16 protein-coding genes are annotated in these 17,246 nt (G+C 61.3%); 10 read left to right on the top strand and 6 right to left on the bottom strand.

All coding sequences use genetic code 11. The features are described 5' to 3' along the window. The first annotated feature begins 19 nt into the window (after window positions 1–19). A complete protein-coding gene (locus tag QO231_RS21085) occupies window positions 20–1,360 on the top strand; it encodes an 8-oxoguanine deaminase (RefSeq protein WP_316781242.1) in 1,341 nt (446 codons plus the stop codon). 9 nt (window positions 1,361–1,369) lie between these two features. Here QO231_RS21085 and guaD read toward each other — a convergent pair whose 3' ends face one another. Further along, on the bottom strand, window positions 1,370–2,653 hold the full coding sequence (gene guaD, locus QO231_RS21080) for a guanine deaminase (protein WP_316781241.1): 1,284 nt from the start codon (window positions 2,651–2,653) through the stop codon (window positions 1,370–1,372). 133 nt (window positions 2,654–2,786) lie between these two features. Between guaD and mgtE the strand changes: the two genes are divergently transcribed. From mgtE to QO231_RS21050, 6 genes are all read left to right on the top strand, one after another. Then, on the top strand, window positions 2,787–4,181 hold the full coding sequence (gene mgtE, locus QO231_RS21075; RefSeq protein WP_316781240.1) for a magnesium transporter: 1,395 nt from the start codon (window positions 2,787–2,789) through the stop codon (window positions 4,179–4,181). Continuing rightward, entirely contained in the window at window positions 4,178–4,741 is a 564-nt protein-coding gene (locus QO231_RS21070; RefSeq protein WP_316781238.1) for a 5-formyltetrahydrofolate cyclo-ligase, read from the top strand. Before mgtE ends, QO231_RS21070 begins: the two co-directional genes overlap by 4 nt. Window positions 4,742–4,823: 82 nt before the next feature. Continuing rightward, on the top strand, window positions 4,824–5,243 hold the full coding sequence (locus QO231_RS21065; RefSeq protein WP_316781236.1) for a globin domain-containing protein: 420 nt from the start codon (window positions 4,824–4,826) through the stop codon (window positions 5,241–5,243). Window positions 5,244–5,362: 119 nt separating this feature from the next. After that, window positions 5,363–6,175 (top strand): TIGR00282 family metallophosphoesterase, encoded by an 813-nt coding sequence (locus tag QO231_RS21060; protein WP_316781233.1) that lies wholly within the window; start codon window positions 5,363–5,365, stop codon window positions 6,173–6,175. Then, window positions 6,172–7,101, top strand: coding sequence for a DMT family transporter (locus QO231_RS21055; protein WP_316781231.1), 930 nt, complete (start codon window positions 6,172–6,174; stop codon window positions 7,099–7,101). The genes QO231_RS21060 and QO231_RS21055 overlap by 4 nt, the downstream gene beginning before the upstream one ends. A 33-nt stretch (window positions 7,102–7,134) precedes the next feature. Further along, window positions 7,135–8,913 (top strand): SLC13 family permease, encoded by a 1,779-nt coding sequence (locus QO231_RS21050; protein WP_316781229.1) that lies wholly within the window; start codon window positions 7,135–7,137, stop codon window positions 8,911–8,913. 38 nt (window positions 8,914–8,951) lie between these two features. Here the strand turns inward: QO231_RS21050 and QO231_RS21045 are convergent, their stop codons facing one another. The 3 genes from QO231_RS21045 to QO231_RS21035 all read right to left on the bottom strand — a co-directional run bounded on the left by QO231_RS21045 (window position 8,952) and on the right by QO231_RS21035 (window position 13,188). Beyond that, on the bottom strand, window positions 8,952–10,604 hold the full coding sequence (locus QO231_RS21045) for an FAD-binding dehydrogenase (protein WP_316781225.1): 1,653 nt from the start codon (window positions 10,602–10,604) through the stop codon (window positions 8,952–8,954). Window positions 10,605–10,665: 61 nt separating this feature from the next. Then, entirely contained in the window at window positions 10,666–11,400 is a 735-nt protein-coding gene (locus QO231_RS21040; RefSeq protein ID WP_316781223.1) for a glutamine amidotransferase, read from the bottom strand. Window positions 11,401–11,409: 9 nt separating this feature from the next. Then, complete coding sequence (locus QO231_RS21035; protein WP_316781220.1) at window positions 11,410–13,188, bottom strand: SLC13 family permease; 1,779 nt, start codon at window positions 13,186–13,188, stop codon at window positions 11,410–11,412. A 189-nt stretch (window positions 13,189–13,377) separates the two neighbouring features. Between QO231_RS21035 and QO231_RS21030 the strand changes: the two genes are divergently transcribed. Beyond that, window positions 13,378–14,118, top strand: coding sequence for a YebC/PmpR family DNA-binding transcriptional regulator (locus QO231_RS21030; protein ID WP_316781217.1), 741 nt, complete (start codon window positions 13,378–13,380; stop codon window positions 14,116–14,118). 12 nt (window positions 14,119–14,130) lie between these two features. Here QO231_RS21030 and QO231_RS21025 read toward each other — a convergent pair whose 3' ends face one another. Together QO231_RS21025 and QO231_RS21020 are read right to left on the bottom strand one after the other, a co-directional pair. Next, window positions 14,131–14,391, bottom strand: a complete 261-nt coding sequence (locus tag QO231_RS21025; protein ID WP_316781213.1) for a hypothetical protein — start codon at window positions 14,389–14,391, stop codon at window positions 14,131–14,133. Window positions 14,392–14,626: 235 nt separating this feature from the next. Continuing rightward, on the bottom strand, window positions 14,627–15,511 hold the full coding sequence (locus QO231_RS21020) for a LysR family transcriptional regulator ArgP (protein WP_316781210.1): 885 nt from the start codon (window positions 15,509–15,511) through the stop codon (window positions 14,627–14,629). 88 nt (window positions 15,512–15,599) lie between these two features. Here QO231_RS21020 and QO231_RS21015 point away from each other — a divergent pair, with 88 nt between their 5' ends. Next, complete coding sequence (locus QO231_RS21015; protein WP_316781208.1) at window positions 15,600–16,199, top strand: LysE/ArgO family amino acid transporter; 600 nt, start codon at window positions 15,600–15,602, stop codon at window positions 16,197–16,199. A 40-nt stretch (window positions 16,200–16,239) separates the two neighbouring features. Further along, window positions 16,240–17,145, top strand: coding sequence for a DMT family transporter (locus QO231_RS21010; RefSeq protein WP_316781205.1), 906 nt, complete (start codon window positions 16,240–16,242; stop codon window positions 17,143–17,145). Window positions 17,146–17,246 lie beyond the last annotated feature (101 nt).

The following is a 17,246-nucleotide window of genomic DNA, read 5'->3' as shown; positions in this document are numbered from 1 at the left end:
CAGAAGTGTGGAGACGAACATGCCTGACATTCTGATTCAAAATGCCGATACCGTGCTGACGATGGACGATGCGCGCCGGGAACTGCCTGGCACGGATATCCTGATCCGCGATGGGGTCATTGCCGAGATCGGGCAGAACCTGCGCACCACCGGCAGCGTTCAAACGGCCACCGGATGCGTGGTGACACCGGGACTGGTCAATACGCATCATCATCTCTACCAGACCCTGACACGTGCGGTTCCGGGGGGGCAGGACGCGCTGCTTTTTGGCTGGCTCAAGACCCTGTATCCAATCTGGGCGCGGTTCGGGCCCGAAGAGATGTTCGTGTCGGCGCAAATCGGGTTGGCGGAACTTGCGCTGTCTGGCTGTACGTTGTCGTCGGATCATCTGTATCTCTACCCCAATGGCGCGCGGCTGGATGATACGATTGCCGCCGCGTCCGAACTCGGTCTGAGATTTCACCCGACGCGCGGTGCGATGAGCATCGGTGAAAGCGACGGCGGTTTGCCACCCGACTCGCTGGTGGAACGCGAAACAGCCATCCTCGAAGACTGCATTCGGATCATCGACACACACCATGACGCGGGTGAGGGCGCGATGTGCCGCGTCGGGATCGCGCCGTGTTCACCGTTTTCGGTCAGCCGCGATCTCATGCGCGACGCGGCCCTTTTGGCGCGGGACAAGGGCGTGATGCTGCATACCCATCTGGCGGAAAACGAAGAGGATATCGCCTACTCCCAAGCCAATTTCGGCTGCCGGCCGGGACAATATGCCGAGGATCTGGGATGGACCGGACCGGATGTCTGGCACGCGCACTGCGTCAAGTTGGACGGTCAGGAAATCGACCTGTTTGCCCGCTCCCGCACCGGCGTTGCCCATTGTCCCTGCTCGAATTGCCGTCTGGGCAGCGGGATCGCCCCAGTGCGGGCGATGCGGGATGCGGGCGTCCCCGTTGGGTTGGGTGTTGACGGCTCTGCCAGCAACGACACGGGGAACATCATCGGCGAGGCGCGCCTGGCCATGCTGCTGCAAAGGGTTTCGCGCGGAGCCGACGCGATGAGCGCGCGCGAGACGCTGGAGATCGCCACCCGCGGCGGGGCAGACGTATTGGGTCGGCCCGATTGTGGCAGGATCGCCGTGGGAAAGCGTGCGGATATCGCGATCTGGGATACGACCGGTGTTGAGAGTGCCGGGAGCTGGGACCCGGCGGCGCTCTTGCTGGCGGGGCCGACGCGGGTGAGGGACCTCTATGTAGAGGGTCGGCAGATCGTTGCAGAGGGGCGGATCGCGACCCTGGACCTGCCTGCTGTGGTCCGACGCCAGAACGTGTTGGCGCAACGGATCGCATCGGCGCTCTGAGCGTGGGAGTTATTGTTGTTTGCCGCCAATCCAGACTTCGTGAACAGCCCGGTCATCGCCCATCATGATCGTGGCAAACAGCGCCTCCCAGATATCGGTTGCACAGGCGCTTCGTTGCGCGATCGCGGGTGTCGAGGCAAGGTCAAGCACGATCAGATCGGCCTCGTGCCCGACGGCGGCATTGCCAATCTGTTGCGACATATGCAGCGCTTGCGCGGACCCTACCGTGGCCAGCCACAGCAGCTGTGCAGCGTGCAGCGGAACGCCGCGCAACTGGCCGATTTCATAGGCTGCCGCCATCGTGCGGAGCATCGAGAAGGACGACCCGCCCCCGGTATCCGTTGCCAGCCCGATGCGGTGGCCGTCGGCCATCAGGCCCATCATGTCAAACAGGCCGGATCCGATGAAGGTGTTGGAGGTCGGACAATGAACCAGCGCCGCGCCCACGTCGCGCAGGCGCGCCCGCTCGCGGTTCTCCAGATGGATCGCGTGACCATAGAGGCCCCGTTCCCCGAGCAAGCCGTGGGCCTCGTAGGTATCAAGATAATCACGCGCGTCCGGGAACAATTCGCGCACCCATGCGATTTCATCCACCTGTTCGCTGAGATGGGTCTGCATCAGGCACTCCGGGTATTCGGCCCAGAGTGCACCCATCGCGTCAAGTTGCTCCGGGGTCGATGTTGGCGAGAACCGGGGGGTGATGGCGTATGAAATGCGGTCAACCCCGTGCCAACGGTCCAGCAGCGCCTTGGATTGATCATAGGCACTCTTCGGGGTGTCTCGCAGCCCCTCGGGCGCGTTGCGGTCCATACAGGTCTTGCCTGCCACGACCCGTTGATTGCGCCGCTGCGCCTCGGCAAAGAACGCTTCCACACTTTCCGGGTGGATGGTTGCAAAGCTGCACATGGTCGTGGTGCCATGCGCGGTCGTCAGATCAAGATACCGCGCCGCGATCTCGGCGGCATAGGCGGCATCGGCAAACCGCATTTCCTCGGGGAACGTGTAGGTGTTGAGCCAATCGATCAACCGTTTGCCCCAGCTCGCAATCATCGCGGTTTGCGGGAAGTGCACATGCGCATCCACGAAACCCGCCATGATGACTTTCTCGCCGTGGTCGATCACCGTCGCCTCCGGCGCGTCGGCCTTGAGCCGGTCAAACGGGCCAACCGCGCTGATCCGACCGCTGCTCAGCGCCAGGGCATCATCAATGCGGGCGGAGTCGGTTGGTTCGCCTTCGAAAGGTGTACCGGAAAAGGATAACACCTGTCCCTTGAGGATTACGGTTCCGGCCATTGACAGCTCCCAATTCGCGACAGAATACGAGGATGCAGACTAGCGAGCGCAAATCTTTGCGTAAATCGCCGCATTGTCATTGTTTTCCAATAGCTGCTTCTTCTATTTTGACGCCAATTGCAGGGGGCTGAGAATGACAACCATCGATGATCAGACAGAGGCCGATTCCGGTCGCGAAGACGATGCCTATCTGCTGGATCGCAGGGCGGTCGCGGCGATTCTTGATGCCGTGGAAAAGGGTGATCAGGCGCAGCTGACCGAGTTGATGGAACCGCTGCACGCGGCGGATATTGCCGACCTTCTGGAACAGATCGGTCACGTGGACCGCGAGAGCCTGATTCGGCTCTACGACCACGAGTTTGACGGCGAGATCCTGTCCGAACTGGATGAGAGCATCCGCGAAGACGTGATCTCGATCCTTGCGCCGCAGGTTCTGGCGGACGCGGTGCGGGAACTCGAGAGCGATGATGTCGTCGACCTGATCGAGGATCTGGAGGAACCGCAGCAAGAGACCATTCTGGGCGCGCTTGCCGAAACCGACCGGCTCGCGGTCGAGCAGGCGATGTCCTATCCTGAAGGGTCGGCCGGTCGCCTGATGCAGCGGGAGGTGGTGATGGCGCCTGCGCATTGGAACGTCGGGCAGGCCATCGACTACATGCGCAGCAACGAACACATGCCGGACCAGTTCTATCATGTCATCCTGGTCGACCCGCGCATGCATCCGGTCGGGAACGTGACGCTGGGCAAGTTGATGGGCGCGCGACGCACGGTGCCGCTTCTCGATCTCACGGAAGAAATGTTTCACGTCATCCCGGCGACGCAGGACGAGGAAGACGTGGCCTATGCGTTCAACCAGTACCACCTGATCTCGACGCCGGTTGTCGATGACGAGGGGCGCCTGGCCGGGATGATCACCATCGACGATGCGATGGCGGTGCTGGACGAGGAACACGAAGAAGACATCATGCGTCTTGCCGGGGTCGGCGATGAAAGCTCGCTCTCTGACAGCGTTGCGGAAACGGTCAAGCGCCGGTTGCCGTGGTTGGCCGTGAACCTGCTGACCGCGATCCTGGCGTCGCTCGTGATCGCCTTGTTCGAGGATACGCTGTCCAGGTTCGTGGCGCTGGCGGTTCTCATGCCCATCGTCGCATCGATGGGCGGCAACGCCGGCACTCAATCGCTCACCGTCGCCGTACGGTCGCTGGCGACCCGCGACCTCACGGGGGCAAACGTTTGGCGTGTGATCCGACGCGAGGTGCTGGTCGGCCTGCTAAACGGGGTGGTCTTTGCCGTCACGATGGGCGTCGTGGGCGTGATCTGGTTCGGATCTCCGCAGATCGGGTATGTGATTGCCGTCGCGATGGTGATCAATCTCGCCGTGGCCGGGCTGGCCGGCACGGTTATCCCGGTGATGATGGACAAGATGGGCGTCGACCCGGCGCTGGCCTCGGGCACCTTCGTGACGACGGTTACCGATGTCGTAGGCTTTTTCGTGTTTCTCGGGCTGGCTGGAATGGTGCTGCTATGAGCGATCTGGCAGAGATCAAGGGCGCCGCCCGCAAGGCCGCGTTCGCGCGGCGCAAGGCGGCCCGTGATGCAGCTGGCGGGGCAGGGGCCGGGCTGTTGTCAGAGCTGCTTGCAGGGTACAGAGGCGTTCCGCTGGCAGGCTACCTGCCGATCCGCACCGAGATTGACCCACTCCCCGCGATGGCCGAGGCGGCGGCCCATGGCCCTGTCGGGCTTCCGGTCATCACGGGCGCTGGCCTGCCGCTGCGTTTCAGCAAATGGGAGCCTGACATGCCGCTGCGGGAGAGCACCTTTGGAACGCGGGTTCCGCAGCAGGATGATTTCTTCGAACCGGAAATGCTCATTGTTCCATTGGTCGCCTTCGACGCCACAGGGGGGCGGCTGGGATATGGCGGGGGGTTCTATGACCGAACCCTGGAACTGCTGCGCGCCCGGCGGGCCACGCTCGCCATCGGTTTCGCTTTTGATGCACAAGAAGCAGAAAGCCTGCCTTTGGAAGCGACCGATCAGCCGCTGGATTTCCTCGTGACCGAGAGCCGCGTGCTGTCATTTGCACGTTGATCCCCGAGATTCCGGGGTCAGATCAAATTTCTCACACAAATGGCGTGATACTTTGGCTGCATATCGCAGAGAGGAAAACGTCATGACGCTAACACAGACCGAACTGGATATGGTGTGCACCAGCCTGGAGCGCCTGCGCAGTGATTTCACCGATCATCCACAGTATTTCTACAAATCCCTGTTCGAACGCGCGCCCGAGTTGCGCGAGATGTTCCGCGAGGATCTGGAAGGACAGGGGATGAAATTCATGACCACGCTCGGGGTCATCGTTTCACGTCTGAACGATGACGCGAGCAGTGCGGAACAATACCTCGGATTGGGCAAACTGCACGCGTCGCTTGGCGTGGAAACCGCGCATTTCGCACCGATGGGGGATGCGTTGATGGATACATTGCGTGCGGGTCTCGGAGATGGTTTTACGCCGGAGCTCGAGACGGCGTGGCGCAGGGCATACAATCACGTGTCCGAGATGATGATCCGCAGGGGGGCCATTGGCGGATAATCCGGATCAATCAGGCTGATTGCCCAATGATACCTGCCGGCACCATATGGTGTGGACAAGAGCAATAGCGCGTGCGCATCGCTATTGCTCTTGTCCCCCGACCGCCCTAGGACAACGCCATGAGAATCTTGTTTCTGGGCGATGTAATGGGCCGGTCTGGCCGGGCGGCGGTCACGGCGCATCTGGCGCGGCTGCGCGATGAATGGCGGCTGGATTTTGTCGTCGTCAACGGTGAAAACTCCACCAATGGCATGGGGCTGTCGGGCGATCATGCCAAGCTGTTGCTGGACGCAGGGGCCGATTGTGTGACGCTGGGCGATCATGCGTTCGATCAAAAGGACATGCTGCAATTCATTGAGAGTGAGCCACGCATCATCCGCCCGTTGAATTTTGCAAAGAACGCACCGGGCAAGGGGTTTCGTGTTTTTTCGGCCCCCGGTGGACGCAAGGTGCTGGTGCTTCAGGTGCTTGGGCAGGTGTTCATGAAACGCCCGTTTGACGATCCGTTCTCGGCGGTCGAGCCGATTCTGAAATCGCACCCGCGCGGCGGCCTCGCCCATGCGGTCATCGTCGACATGCATTGCGAAGCGACCTCTGAAAAGATGGCGATGGGTCACTATTGCGACGGGCGGGCGAGCCTTGTCGTCGGAACCCACACCCACGTGCCGACCGCGGATGCACAGGTGCTGCCCGGCGGAACCGGATATCTGAGTGATGCCGGGATGTGTGGCGACTACAATTCGGTGATCGGCATGGACAAGGAAGAACCGCTGCGCCGGTTCATCACCGGCATGCCCAAGGCCCGGTTCAGCCCGGCAGCGGGCGAGGCGACGCTGTCCGGTGTGTTTGTCGAGACCGATGACCGGACCGGCGCCGCCAAATCCCTGCGCATGATCCGGGTCGGAGGCCGACTGGAAGAGGCCACCCCGTGACCCGACGCGAGCAGATCATCCTCTTTTTGTTTCTGGTGCTTCTGGGGGCTGGATGGGGGATCACCCAGCCGCTCTCCAAGATCGCGGTCAGCACCGGCCACGGACATTTCGGCCTGATCTTCTGGCAACTGGTGATTGGCGCGTTGCTGATGGGCATCGTGATGATCCTGCGACGGGATCGCCTTCCACGATCCGCGGCGACGTTTCGCGTCTTTGTCATCATTGCCCTCGTTGGCACGATCATCCCCAACTCGGCATCCTACAAGGCCATCGCCTACATTCCGGCCGGGGTCATGTCGGTGCTGCTGTCACTGGTGCCACTTGCTGCCTTTCCCATGGCGCTTGGGCTGGGGCTCGAACGCTTTTCGTTGCGCCGCTTTGGCGGATTGCTGCTGGGATTGGCGGGCGTCGCCCTGCTGGTTCTGCCCGAGACCAGCCTGCCGGACCCCGGCATGCTGAAATGGGTCGCCGTGGCGATGATTGCGTCCGCTTGCTACGCCTTCGAGGGTAACTACGTTGCCCGTTGGGGCATTGCGGGAATGAACCCGATCCAGGTCATGTTCGGCGCGTCCCTTGTGGGGGCGATGCTCTGCCTGCCGCTGGCGCTGGCGAGTGGCCAGTTCATCGATCCGTTGCTGCCATGGGACGTGGCGGAATGGGCGCTGGTCGCCTCGTCGCTCGTTCATGTCATGACCTATACCGGCTATGTCTGGCTGGTCGGGCGCGCAGGGGCGGTCTTTGCGGTTCAGGTCAGCTACCTTGTCACCGGATTCGGGGTGTTCTGGGCCATGCTGCTGTTGGGAGAGAGCTATTCGCCCTATTTCTGGGCTGCGGCGGCGCTCATGCTGGCCGGCGTGTTCGTCGTGCAGCCGCGCAGGCAAGAGCCTCTTGCGCCCGACGCGGCAATGAAGGAAACTGTGCGCTAGCACAAATTGCAGTGTCGGGTCCCAACGCAAGCCATGCAGCTTTTCCAGCTTTCTGACACCGGCAGTGCCGTCCTGACTCTTGTCATCGTGGCGGCGATGTTTGTCCTGTTCCTGCGCGAAGCGTTTCCAACCGAGGTGGTCGCCATTGCCGGCGTCGCAACGATGCTTGTGACGGGTGTTCTGCCCTATCAGGCGGCACTTCCCGTGCTGGCAAACCCGGCACCCTGGACGATTGCCGCGATGTTCATCATCATGGGGGCGCTGGTGCGGACCGGAGCACTTGATGCGTTTACATCGGTCGCGCAACGTCAGGCCAGCGTGAATCCGCGCTTTGCCATCGGGTTGCTGATGGCGTTCGTGGTGCTGGCCTCGGCATTTGTCTCCAACACACCCGTGGTCGTTGTGATGATCCCGGTGTTTATCCAGCTCGCCCGAACGCTTGACCTTGCGGCCAGCAAATTGTTGATACCGCTCAGCTATGCGGCGGTCATGGGCGGTACGCTTACGCTGATCGGAACCTCGACGAACCTGCTGGTTGACGGTGTCGCGCGGGCACAGGGGCTTGAGCCGTTTACCATCTTCGAGGTCACGCCCCTTGGTCTGGCCGTCGTCGCGTGGGGCATGATCTATCTGCGCTTTGTCGGGGCCAAACTGCTGCCGGTGCGCGATAGCATGGCGATGATGCTGTCTGACCGGTCGCGGATGAAGTTCTTTACCGAAGCGGTAATTCCGCCCGACAGCAACCTCATCGGACGCGAGGTCACGGGCGTGCAATTGTTCAAGCGCGAGGGCGTGCGGCTGGTTGATGTCGTTCGTGGCGATGTCTCGCTGCGGCGCAATCTGAAAGGGGTCGAGTTGCAGGTCGGCGACCGCGTGGTGCTGCGGACCCAGATGACCGAACTCCTCAGCCTGCAAAACAACAAGGAGTTGAAACGGGTCGATCAGGTGTCGGCGGTGGAAACGTCGACGGTTGAAGTTCTGATTACCCCAGGCTGCAAGATGGTCGGGCGCACGCTCGGCACGCTGCGACTGCGCCGGCGTTACGGCGTTTATGTGCTGGCGGTCCACAGGAGAAATCAGAATATCGGCCGGCAACTGGATGATCTGATCGTTCGGGTGGGCGATACGCTTTTGCTCGAAGGTTCCCCCGGGGATATCCAGAGGCTGGCTTTGGACATGGAGATGGTCGACGTCTCGCAACCCTCGGCCCGCGCCTTTCGCCGCAACCACGCCCCGATTGTCATCATCTCGCTCTTGGGCATCGTATTGCTGGCGGCCCTTGGCGTGGCCCCGATCCTCTACCTGTCCATTGTCGCCGTCGCGATCGTTCTGATCACCGGCTGTATCGATGCGGATGAGGCATTTTCTTTCATTGACGGCCGATTGCTGGCCCTGATCTTTTCCATGCTCGCCATCGGTGCGGCGCTTGAGAATTCGGGCGCCGTGAGCTTGATCGTGAACGCAATTGCGCCAACGTTGAAAACGCTGCCGCCGTTCCTGGTGATCTGGGCGATCTACCTGCTGACCTCGGTGCTGACTGAGCTTGTGTCAAACAACGCTGTCGCGGTGGTGGTGACTCCGATTGCCATCGGACTGGCGAGCGCCATGGGCCTTGACCCAAGACCCCTGGTCGTGGCCGTGATGATCGCGGCCTCGGCCTCGTTTGCGACCCCGATCGGATATCAGACCAACATGCTGGTTTACGGTCCGGGCGGCTACAAGTTCACCGATTTCATGAAGGTCGGCATCCCGCTGAACCTGTCGATCGGAGTGTTGTCCTCGGCCTTGATCCCGCTGATCTGGCCGCTTTAGGTGATCCGGCGGCATGTGCCCCACGCCTCATGAATGCATCAGGCGACTGAGTTTGACCGCCCGGCATTGCGTCCGGAATAGATGCACCCCCCCAGGAACGTCCCTTCCAGCGCATTGTAGCCATGATAGCCGCCGCCGCCAAAGCCCGCGACTTCTCCGGCAGCAAAGAGGCCGGGCACGACCGTGCCATCGGCGCCAACAACGCGACTGTCCAGATCGGTTTGCAGGCCACCCAGCGTCTTGCGGGTGAGAACATGCAGGCGAACCGCGATCAGTGGCCCATTGGCCGGGTCGAGAAACCTGTGCGGCTTTGCCGTGCGGATCAGGCGGTCACCCCGGTAATTGCGCGCGGCATGGATCGCCATCAACTGGGCGTCCTTGCAAAAGGGATTGTCGACCTGCAAATCCCGCGCCGCAATCTGTGCGTGCAGCGCGGTCTCGTCAATCAGCGCAGACCCCGTGACGCGGTTCATCCCTGCCACCAGATCGGCCAGCGTATCGGCGACAACAAAGTCTTCACCATGCGTCTTGAACGCCTCTACCGGGCCGGTCGCCCTGGACCCGGCCAGAATCCGCTGGCGGATCACCTCGGACCATTTCCCCGAGGTGAAATCGGGGTTTTGCTCTGACCCCGAAAGCGCGAATTCCTTCTTGATCACCTTTTGCGTCAGAACGAACCAGCTATAGTCATATCCGGTCTTCAGAATCTCGCGCAGCGTGGCCAAGGTGTCAAAGCCCGGCAGGCACGGGACGGGAAGCCGGTTGCCGCAGGCATCAAACCACATCGACGATGGTCCCGGAAGGATACGAATGCCATGATCGGGCCAGATCGGATCCCAGTTCCTGACGCCCTCGGTATAGTGCCACATGCGGTCGCCATTGATGACATGGCCACCGGCGGCCTCGGTAATTGCGATCATTCGGCCATCAACATGGGCCGGCACGCCCTTGATCATGGTTTCGGGTGGCTCGCCCAGCCGATCACGTGGCCAGGCCTTGCGCACCAAATCAAAGTTACCACCGATCCCGCCGGATGTGACGATCACCGATGGCGCATGCAGTTCAAAATCGCCCGCCACATCGCGATTGGTTTTCTTGCCCCGATCCGCGCTGTCATCTGCGAGTATCTCGCCAGTGACGCCCTTTGCGGCACCGTTTTCCATGAGGATGCGGCTGACCTGATGTCGGAACTTCATCTCGATGAGGCCATTTGCAACATGCGCGCGAACGCGCCGCTCGAATTGTGCCATTACGCCGGGGCCAGTGCCCCAGGTGATGTGAAAACGCGGAACGGAATTGCCGTGACCGGTGGCAAACCCGCCGCCGCGTTCGGCCCAGCCAACGACGGGAAACCATCTGAGACCCATGTCATGCAACCACGGTCGCATTTCTCCGGCGGCGAAATCGACATAGGCCTCTGCCCATTTGCGCGGCCATGCATCTTCAACGCGGTCAAACCCGGCGCTGCCCATCCAGTCGCCGAGGGCGAGCTCGCGGCTGTCCCTGATCCCCATGCGGCGTTGTTCCGGTGTGTCGATCATGAACAGTCCGCCAAGAGACCAGAACGCCTGACCGCCCAGAAAGCGCTCCGGTTCCTGATCCAGAAGGATCACGGTCCTGCCGCGATCTCCCAATTCAGCGGCAGCCGCCAAACCGGCCAGCCCGCCCCCGACGATGATTGCATCCGCCATGCCGGACCTCTCCCTTTTCTGAACAGCCTAGGGGCGCATAAGGGGGCACGCAATGGTGGGCTCAACCGTATCGTTTGGCAAATCTGCGCAGGATCTCACCGGGAACCGTCACCTGCGCGGCATGGCAGGTGTTGACCAGTTCTTCGGCCTGTTCTGGCGGAAAATACCCGTGATTTCGATAGATATGGATGCGGCGTTCAAAGTCCTGCGCGTCGGCTTCGGGATGAAACTGCGTGGCATAGACGTTGGTGCCATAGCGGATCATCTGGATCGGGCAGGGGGCCGATTGAATCAGGTGGGTACAACCCGGAGGCAGTGTCTGTACCGCTTCCTTGTGGCCGACAAGGGCCTGGAACTGGTCCGGCAGGCCAGTTGTCAGCGGATCGTCCGCCGCCTCTGCCGTCAGGCTGCAGTCAGATGGGCCGACGGGTTCGCCATACCGGGCCTTGCTCACGACCCCGCCCAGATGATGTGTCAGAATGCCAAGGCCGTAGCAGCAGCCCATGAACGGGTGATCACGCTCGGTGATCTGTGGCATCAGGGCCATGATCTGTGCCTCGATCTGCGCATCCATTTCGGATTTCACCTCCGGTGCATCGCTGACACATCCCGGTCCGCCACCGACAATGATCCCGGCATAGTCGGTCACGTCCAGATCGGAGGGCAGCGGCTGACAGTCCAGCCGGACCCGATGCGCGCGATCCGGTGTCAGGTTGCACTTGTCCAGGATGGCGGCAAACTCGTCATCGGCGGCGTCGGTTTCCGGACGCAGTTGCAGGATCAGAAAACGTTTCATCACAGCCGCCTAGATCGCAAGTGGCCAGAAGACAAGGATCGCAGGGATGGAGACCGCGATGATGATGATCTCCAATGGTAACCCCATGCGCCAATAGTCGCCAAACTGATAGCCACCGGGGCCAAGGATCAGCGTGTTGTTCTTGTGCCCGATCGGGGTCAGAAACGCCGCCGAGGCCGCCACGGCGACCGCCATCAGGAACGGGTCAGGCGACACGCCGAGGGTCTGCGCCATCTGGATGCCCACCGGAGCCGCGACAATGGTTGTGGCGGTGTTGTTCAGCACGTCCGACAAGGTCATCGTCACGACCATCAACACCGTCAGCACCATCCAGGTTGGCAGGCCCGCGGTGAGATCGGTCAGCGTTCCGGCGATGAGTTCTGTTCCGCCCGAGGTTTCCAGTGCGGAGCCAAGCGGGATCATGGATCCCAGCAACACCACCACAGGCCATTCAATATGGTCATAGATCTCGCGGATCGGCAAGATGCGGGTCAGAACATAGGAAATGACGACAAGGCCAAGGGCGATCGGCAGATAGAGCAGTCCGAAACTGGCCGCGGCAACCGCGGCGGCGAACAATCCGATTGCCAACCAGACCTTTTCGTTCGCCGTCACGTTCAGCCCCCGCGTCGCGAGGGGAAGACAGCCCAGCCATTCCGTCACGTCAGCACCGCGGTCCCGTGGGCAAAGCAGCAACAGGATGTCGCCAGGCAGAATCTCGGTCTGGCGCACGTGTTTGGTGAGCCGCGATCCCTGACGCGAAACGCCCATCAGGATCGTGCTCTGCCGCCAGGAGAGGCCGATTCCCTGCGCTGTCTTGCCGGTGATCCGGGCGCTTTCCGGCACCACGACTTCGATGACCTCCAGACCTTCACCATCGGCGGTGAGGAGCTCTTGCCGCTTGCTGTCGGAGAAATCGAGTTTCAAGGCCGAGCGAAACTCATCAATTGCTTCCGGTCGTGCCTCCAGCACCAAGGTGTCTTCTGCCGCAATCAGGGCATTGGCGGCGCGGCCATAGCGCCTCTTGCCGTCGCGGATCAGCCCGATGATGGCCACATCCGACTTTTCCGCTGTCTCGTAGAGCTCCGCCAGGCGTTTGCCGATTTGTTCAGATTCCTGCGGAACGGTGAGCTCTGCGACGTAATCCGCCAGGTTTTCGGCACCACCGGTATCACTGTCCCGGTTCGGGATAAGACGCCAGCCAAATAGCGCGACAAAGGCAAGGCCCGCAATCGCGGCGACACCGCCAACGGGGGCAAAATCGAACATCCGGAACGGCTCACCAAGCGATTCCTGCCGGATCGCCGCGATGATGATGTTAGGCGGCGTGCCGATCAGGGTGACCATCCCACCCAGGATGGTGGCAAAGGCCAGCGGCATCAACGACAGGCCCGGATTGCGCCCGGCCTTGCGCGCGGTCTGGATATCGACCGGCATCAACAGGGCGAGGGCGGCGACATTGTTCATGAAGGCCGACAGGACCGCACCGATCCCCCCCATCAAGGCGATATGCCCGCCAAGCGCGCGGCTGCTGTCAACCAGCGTCCTGGTGATCAGGAACACCGCACCGGACCGCACCAAACCCGCCGACACGATGAGAACAAGCGCCACGACAAGCGTGGCAGGATGGCCGAAGCCGGAGAACGCATCTTCGGTCGGGACAACACCCAACACCACGCCCACCATGAGGGCGCTGAACGCGACGAGATCATAGCGAAATCTGCCCCAAAGCAGGAGTCCGAAGACGGCGGCGAAGAGACAGAAGAGGATAATTTGATCGGTTGTCATGAGGTGACACTAGTTGCTTTTTGAACGGGTTTCGATTCAGAAAACGTCGGCCTGCCTGATCGGAGAGTCCGCGATGCGTAGGGTGCTATCGACCAGAACGGCCCCGGCCGAGTGATCGTCGGGGATTGAACCCCGGCCATGCCTTCGCCTATAGAGCCTGAAACTGGGAACATCGTCAGGAGGCACCCGATGGCCGGCCATTCCAAATGGGCAAATATTCAGCATCGCAAGGGGCGTCAGGACGCCGCGCGGTCCAAGCTGTTTTCCAAGCTCAGCAAGGAAATCACCGTCGCGGCCAAGATGGGTGATCCCGATCCCGACAAGAACCCGAGACTGAGGCTTGCCGTAAAGGAGGCCAAGACGAGCTCGGTCCCCAAGGATGTGATCGACCGCGCGATCAAGAAATCGCAGGCGGGCGACGGCGATGACTATGAAGAGATTCGCTACGAAGGCTATGGCCCCAACGGGGTCGCGGTGATTGTCGAGGCAATGACCGACAACCGCAATCGCACCGCGTCCACTGTCCGCTCGACGTTTTCCAAGAATGGCGGAAACCTGGGCGAGACCGGCAGCGTCGGTTTCATGTTCGACCGCAAGGGCGAGGTGACCTATCCCGCCGAGGTTGGCGATGCCGATACGGTGATGATGGCCGCGATTGAGGCGGGTGCCGAAGATGTCGAGAGTTCGGAGGACGGGCATGTCATCTGGTGCGCGGATACCGATCTGAACGACGTGTCAGGCGCGCTCGAAGCCGAACTGGGCGAATCCGAGAGCACCAAGCTGGTCTGGCGTCCGACGACCACGACCGAAATGGATCTGGAGGGGATGCAGAAGCTGATGAAGCTGATTGATGCCCTTGAAGATGACGATGACGTCCAGCGCGTCACCAGCAATTTCGAGGCCAGCGACGAGGTGATGGATCAACTCTGAAAGAGTCGATTCTCAACCGCTGACATAGGGCGCCTTTTTGACTTTGGCGGGGCGATAGAAGATCTTCTGGTTGTGCAGCCGCCCCAACAGGTCATGGATGGCGGAGAGCTCCGCGTTGATCTGCTCGGTGCGCTCGGTGTCAGAGGCGGCGCTGGAGGTTTCCAGCAATTCCAGACGTTCAAGCGAGACGGACCGCTTTTGGAGTCTCAGGGCGGACTCGATGCGCTCGATGTCGTCCACGGTCAGTTCGAAGTTCTTGTTGTATCCGGCCATTTTTGATCCTTTCGCTTGGCGAAGTGACACACTCTGCAAGCGGCGTATAGAGCGCGTTTTGCGACATGACTAGCGTTGAATTGCATGTGCGCGAAAGAATACTTTCGCATACCGGACATTTGCGACATTTTGTTGCGCCTGCCTTGAGTTGATCCTGATGGCTGCGCGTGTTGCGCGGACACCGGGAATCGCTTGCAAGAACCACAGGGTTTTGACCCGGCCGATGCATCCGCGCTCAGGTTTGAACGAGACCTTCGGTCGCGGCGGCGCGAATGGCTCGGACCAGCGGTGCAAGCGTTGGCGCCATGATCCGACTCGCCTGTAGGGAGAGCGGCACATCAAGTGGCGCGTCGGCGATCAGAGGCACCAGTGTTCCATCCACCAAATGGCCGGTGACAAGCTGTTCAGGGTTCATGCCCCATCCCAATCCAAGACGCGCAGCATCGACAAACGCATGGGTGGAAGGCAGGTAATGCGCGGGCGGGGACAGTTTTGCGCCGAACATCTGATCGATCCACCGGCGTTGCAGCATGTCCCTCGCGTCGAAAGTCAGGCAGGGCGCGCGGAGAAGAGTTTCCGCGTCGACACTGTCGTGAAACCACCGGTCCACAAACAGAGGGCTGGCCGTCGGAATGTAGCGGAGCGCGCCCAATGACCAGGCGTCGCATCCCGCAGCGGGTTTTTCCAGGGCTGTGATGGCCATACTCACCTCGCCGCGCCGAAGCCATTGGGCGCTGTGATCCTGATCGTCGATGACAAGGTCAAACAGCACGTCCTGCGCGTTTGGCAGCGCATGGATGAGCCAGGTGGCAAGGCTGTCCGCGTTGACGGCGATCTTGATCCGGGCCGGACCAGTCGTGTTTTCCAGCGCCAGTTCCCGGCTCAACTGCGCCTCAAGCAGGGTCACATCCTCGGCATGTTTGGCCAGCCGCGTTCCGGCAGGGGTGCCGGTACAGGGCGCCCCGCGCAAGACAAGGGCGCCGCCGATCCGGTCCTCCAGCGCTCTGATCCTCTGCGAAACCGCCGACGGGGTGACACCCAGATCGGAGGCCGCGGCTTCAAAGCTGCCGTTGCGCAAAACCGCTGTGAGGGCGGCAAGTTGATGGGGATCGAACTGCATTAGAGTTTCTTAATTTGCGACATATTCTTTAACTGGATAAAGGGCGCACCCCGCTTTAGTCAAATCCGGTCACGTCTCAGGAGGCCATATGACCCCCACTTTCCTCGAAGGTTTTGCATTGGGCTTCAGCCTGATCCTCGCGATTGGCGCGCAGAACGCCTTTGTCTTGCGCCAGGGTATTCGGCGCGAGCATGTATTCTGGATCTGTCTGACATGCGCCGTGTCAGATGCGCTCCTCATCACCGCAGGCGTTGCGGGGTTTGGGTCGCTGGCCACGTATCTGCCGTGGTTCGAGCCGGTGATGCGGTATGGCGGGGCCGCCTTCCTGATCGCCTACGGCGCGATGAGCCTGCGCAACGCATGGCGTGGTGGTTCTGCGCTTGTCACCTCAAATGGATCATCGAGCAGCCTCGGGGCAAGCGTGCTGACGGTGCTGGCCTTTACCTGGCTCAATCCGCATGTCTATCTCGACACGGTCGTGCTGATCGGATCGATTTCGGCGCAATATCCCGACCAAATGCAATTCGGCCTCGGCGCCGTCGCGTCGAGCTTTGTCTTCTTTTTCTCGCTCGGCTATGGCGCACGCCTGCTCGCCCCGCTGTTTGCCCGCGCAAGGGCCTGGCAGGTGCTGGATGTCCTGATCGCCTTCGTCATGTGGGCCATCGCAGTCAAGTTGCTTATCATGTGAAGGGTTGTGCCTGAGGCGGATCGGGTGTTGAACGTCAGGTATGGACAACGGACAGACAACGCGCCCTCTGGTTGGTATCTTGTGGATGCTGGTGACGGGGCTGTGTTTCGTCGCCGTTACGGCCATCGTCAAGTATCTCGGTCCCCGAATTCCACCAGAGGAACAGGCGTTCCTGCGCTATTTCCTGGGGCTGGTATTCCTGATTCCGATGCTGCCCGCCCTGTTGAGCACGCGGCTGAACGGCAAGCTGGTCCTGCAGTTCGGTGCGCGCGGGGCGTTGCACGCGGTTGGTGTGATGTTGTGGTTCTATGCCATGACGCGAATCCCGCTGGCCGAGGTGACGGCGATCAACTATCTGGCGCCGGTCTATGTGACGCTTGGGGCGGCATTGTTCCTGGGTGAAACGCTTGCCATGCGCCGCATTGCGGCCGTGATCACCGCCCTGATCGGTGCGATCATCATCCTGCGCCCCGGCTTTCGGGAAGTCGAATCCGGTCATATGGCGATGCTGCTGGCGGCGGTGCTGTTCGGTGGCTCCTACCTGCTCGCCAAGGTTACAGTGGCCAAAGTTCCCGCCGCCGTTGTTGTCGGGATGCTGTCGATCGTCGTGACGATGGCGCTCGCCCCGTTTGCCTATGCGGTGTGGGTAACACCGACCTGGGCCGAAATCGGTATCCTGTTCGGGGTCGCCTGTTTTGCCACGGCGGGCCATTATACGATGACGCTGGCGTTCGCGGCGGCGCCGGTTGCCGTGACGCAACCGGTGACTTTTCTTCAACTGGTCTGGGCGACAGCTCTCGGCGCGCTTGCGTTCGGTGAACCGGTCGATTTCTGGGTTGTGCTGGGTGGAGCGATTGTTCTGGCCTCTGTCACTTTCATCACCTGGCGCGAAACCATGCTGAACCGTCGCCAGATCACGCCGGCGACGCCCGCCACCAAGGTTTGAAGCCGTTTGTCGGCGTGCGGCTAACGGGAATGTTTGTGCAAAGCAGGTGATCAAGAGTTGATCTGTCCTGCCAACTCCGAAATACCCTTGGTTCCAGTGCA

This window comes from Sedimentitalea todarodis (genome assembly GCF_032595355.1).
GTDB classification, from domain to species: domain Bacteria; phylum Pseudomonadota; class Alphaproteobacteria; order Rhodobacterales; family Rhodobacteraceae; genus Sedimentitalea; species Sedimentitalea todarodis.
The sequence above is the reverse complement of the archived record's forward strand: the minus strand, read 5'-3'. Positions and strand labels throughout refer to the sequence as shown.

Coding starts and splice junctions, on each gene's coding strand:
- QO231_RS21085 (WP_316781242.1), top strand. CDS start 20: ATGCCTGACATTCTGATTCAAAATGCCGATACCGTGCTGACGATGGAC.
- guaD (WP_316781241.1), bottom strand. CDS start 2,653: ATGGCCGGAACCGTAATCCTCAAGGGACAGGTGTTATCCTTTTCCGGT.
- mgtE (WP_316781240.1), top strand. CDS start 2,787: ATGACAACCATCGATGATCAGACAGAGGCCGATTCCGGTCGCGAAGAC.
- QO231_RS21070 (WP_316781238.1), top strand. CDS start 4,178: ATGAGCGATCTGGCAGAGATCAAGGGCGCCGCCCGCAAGGCCGCGTTC.
- QO231_RS21065 (WP_316781236.1), top strand. CDS start 4,824: ATGACGCTAACACAGACCGAACTGGATATGGTGTGCACCAGCCTGGAG.
- QO231_RS21060 (WP_316781233.1), top strand. CDS start 5,363: ATGAGAATCTTGTTTCTGGGCGATGTAATGGGCCGGTCTGGCCGGGCG.
- QO231_RS21050 (WP_316781229.1), top strand. CDS start 7,135: ATGCAGCTTTTCCAGCTTTCTGACACCGGCAGTGCCGTCCTGACTCTT.
- QO231_RS21045 (WP_316781225.1), bottom strand. CDS start 10,604: ATGGCGGATGCAATCATCGTCGGGGGCGGGCTGGCCGGTTTGGCGGCT.
- QO231_RS21040 (WP_316781223.1), bottom strand. CDS start 11,400: ATGAAACGTTTTCTGATCCTGCAACTGCGTCCGGAAACCGACGCCGCC.
- QO231_RS21035 (WP_316781220.1), bottom strand. CDS start 13,188: ATGACAACCGATCAAATTATCCTCTTCTGTCTCTTCGCCGCCGTCTTC.
- QO231_RS21030 (WP_316781217.1), top strand. CDS start 13,378: ATGGCCGGCCATTCCAAATGGGCAAATATTCAGCATCGCAAGGGGCGT.
- QO231_RS21025 (WP_316781213.1), bottom strand. CDS start 14,391: ATGGCCGGATACAACAAGAACTTCGAACTGACCGTGGACGACATCGAG.
- QO231_RS21020 (WP_316781210.1), bottom strand. CDS start 15,511: ATGCAGTTCGATCCCCATCAACTTGCCGCCCTCACAGCGGTTTTGCGC.
- QO231_RS21015 (WP_316781208.1), top strand. CDS start 15,600: ATGACCCCCACTTTCCTCGAAGGTTTTGCATTGGGCTTCAGCCTGATC.
- QO231_RS21010 (WP_316781205.1), top strand. CDS start 16,240: ATGGACAACGGACAGACAACGCGCCCTCTGGTTGGTATCTTGTGGATG.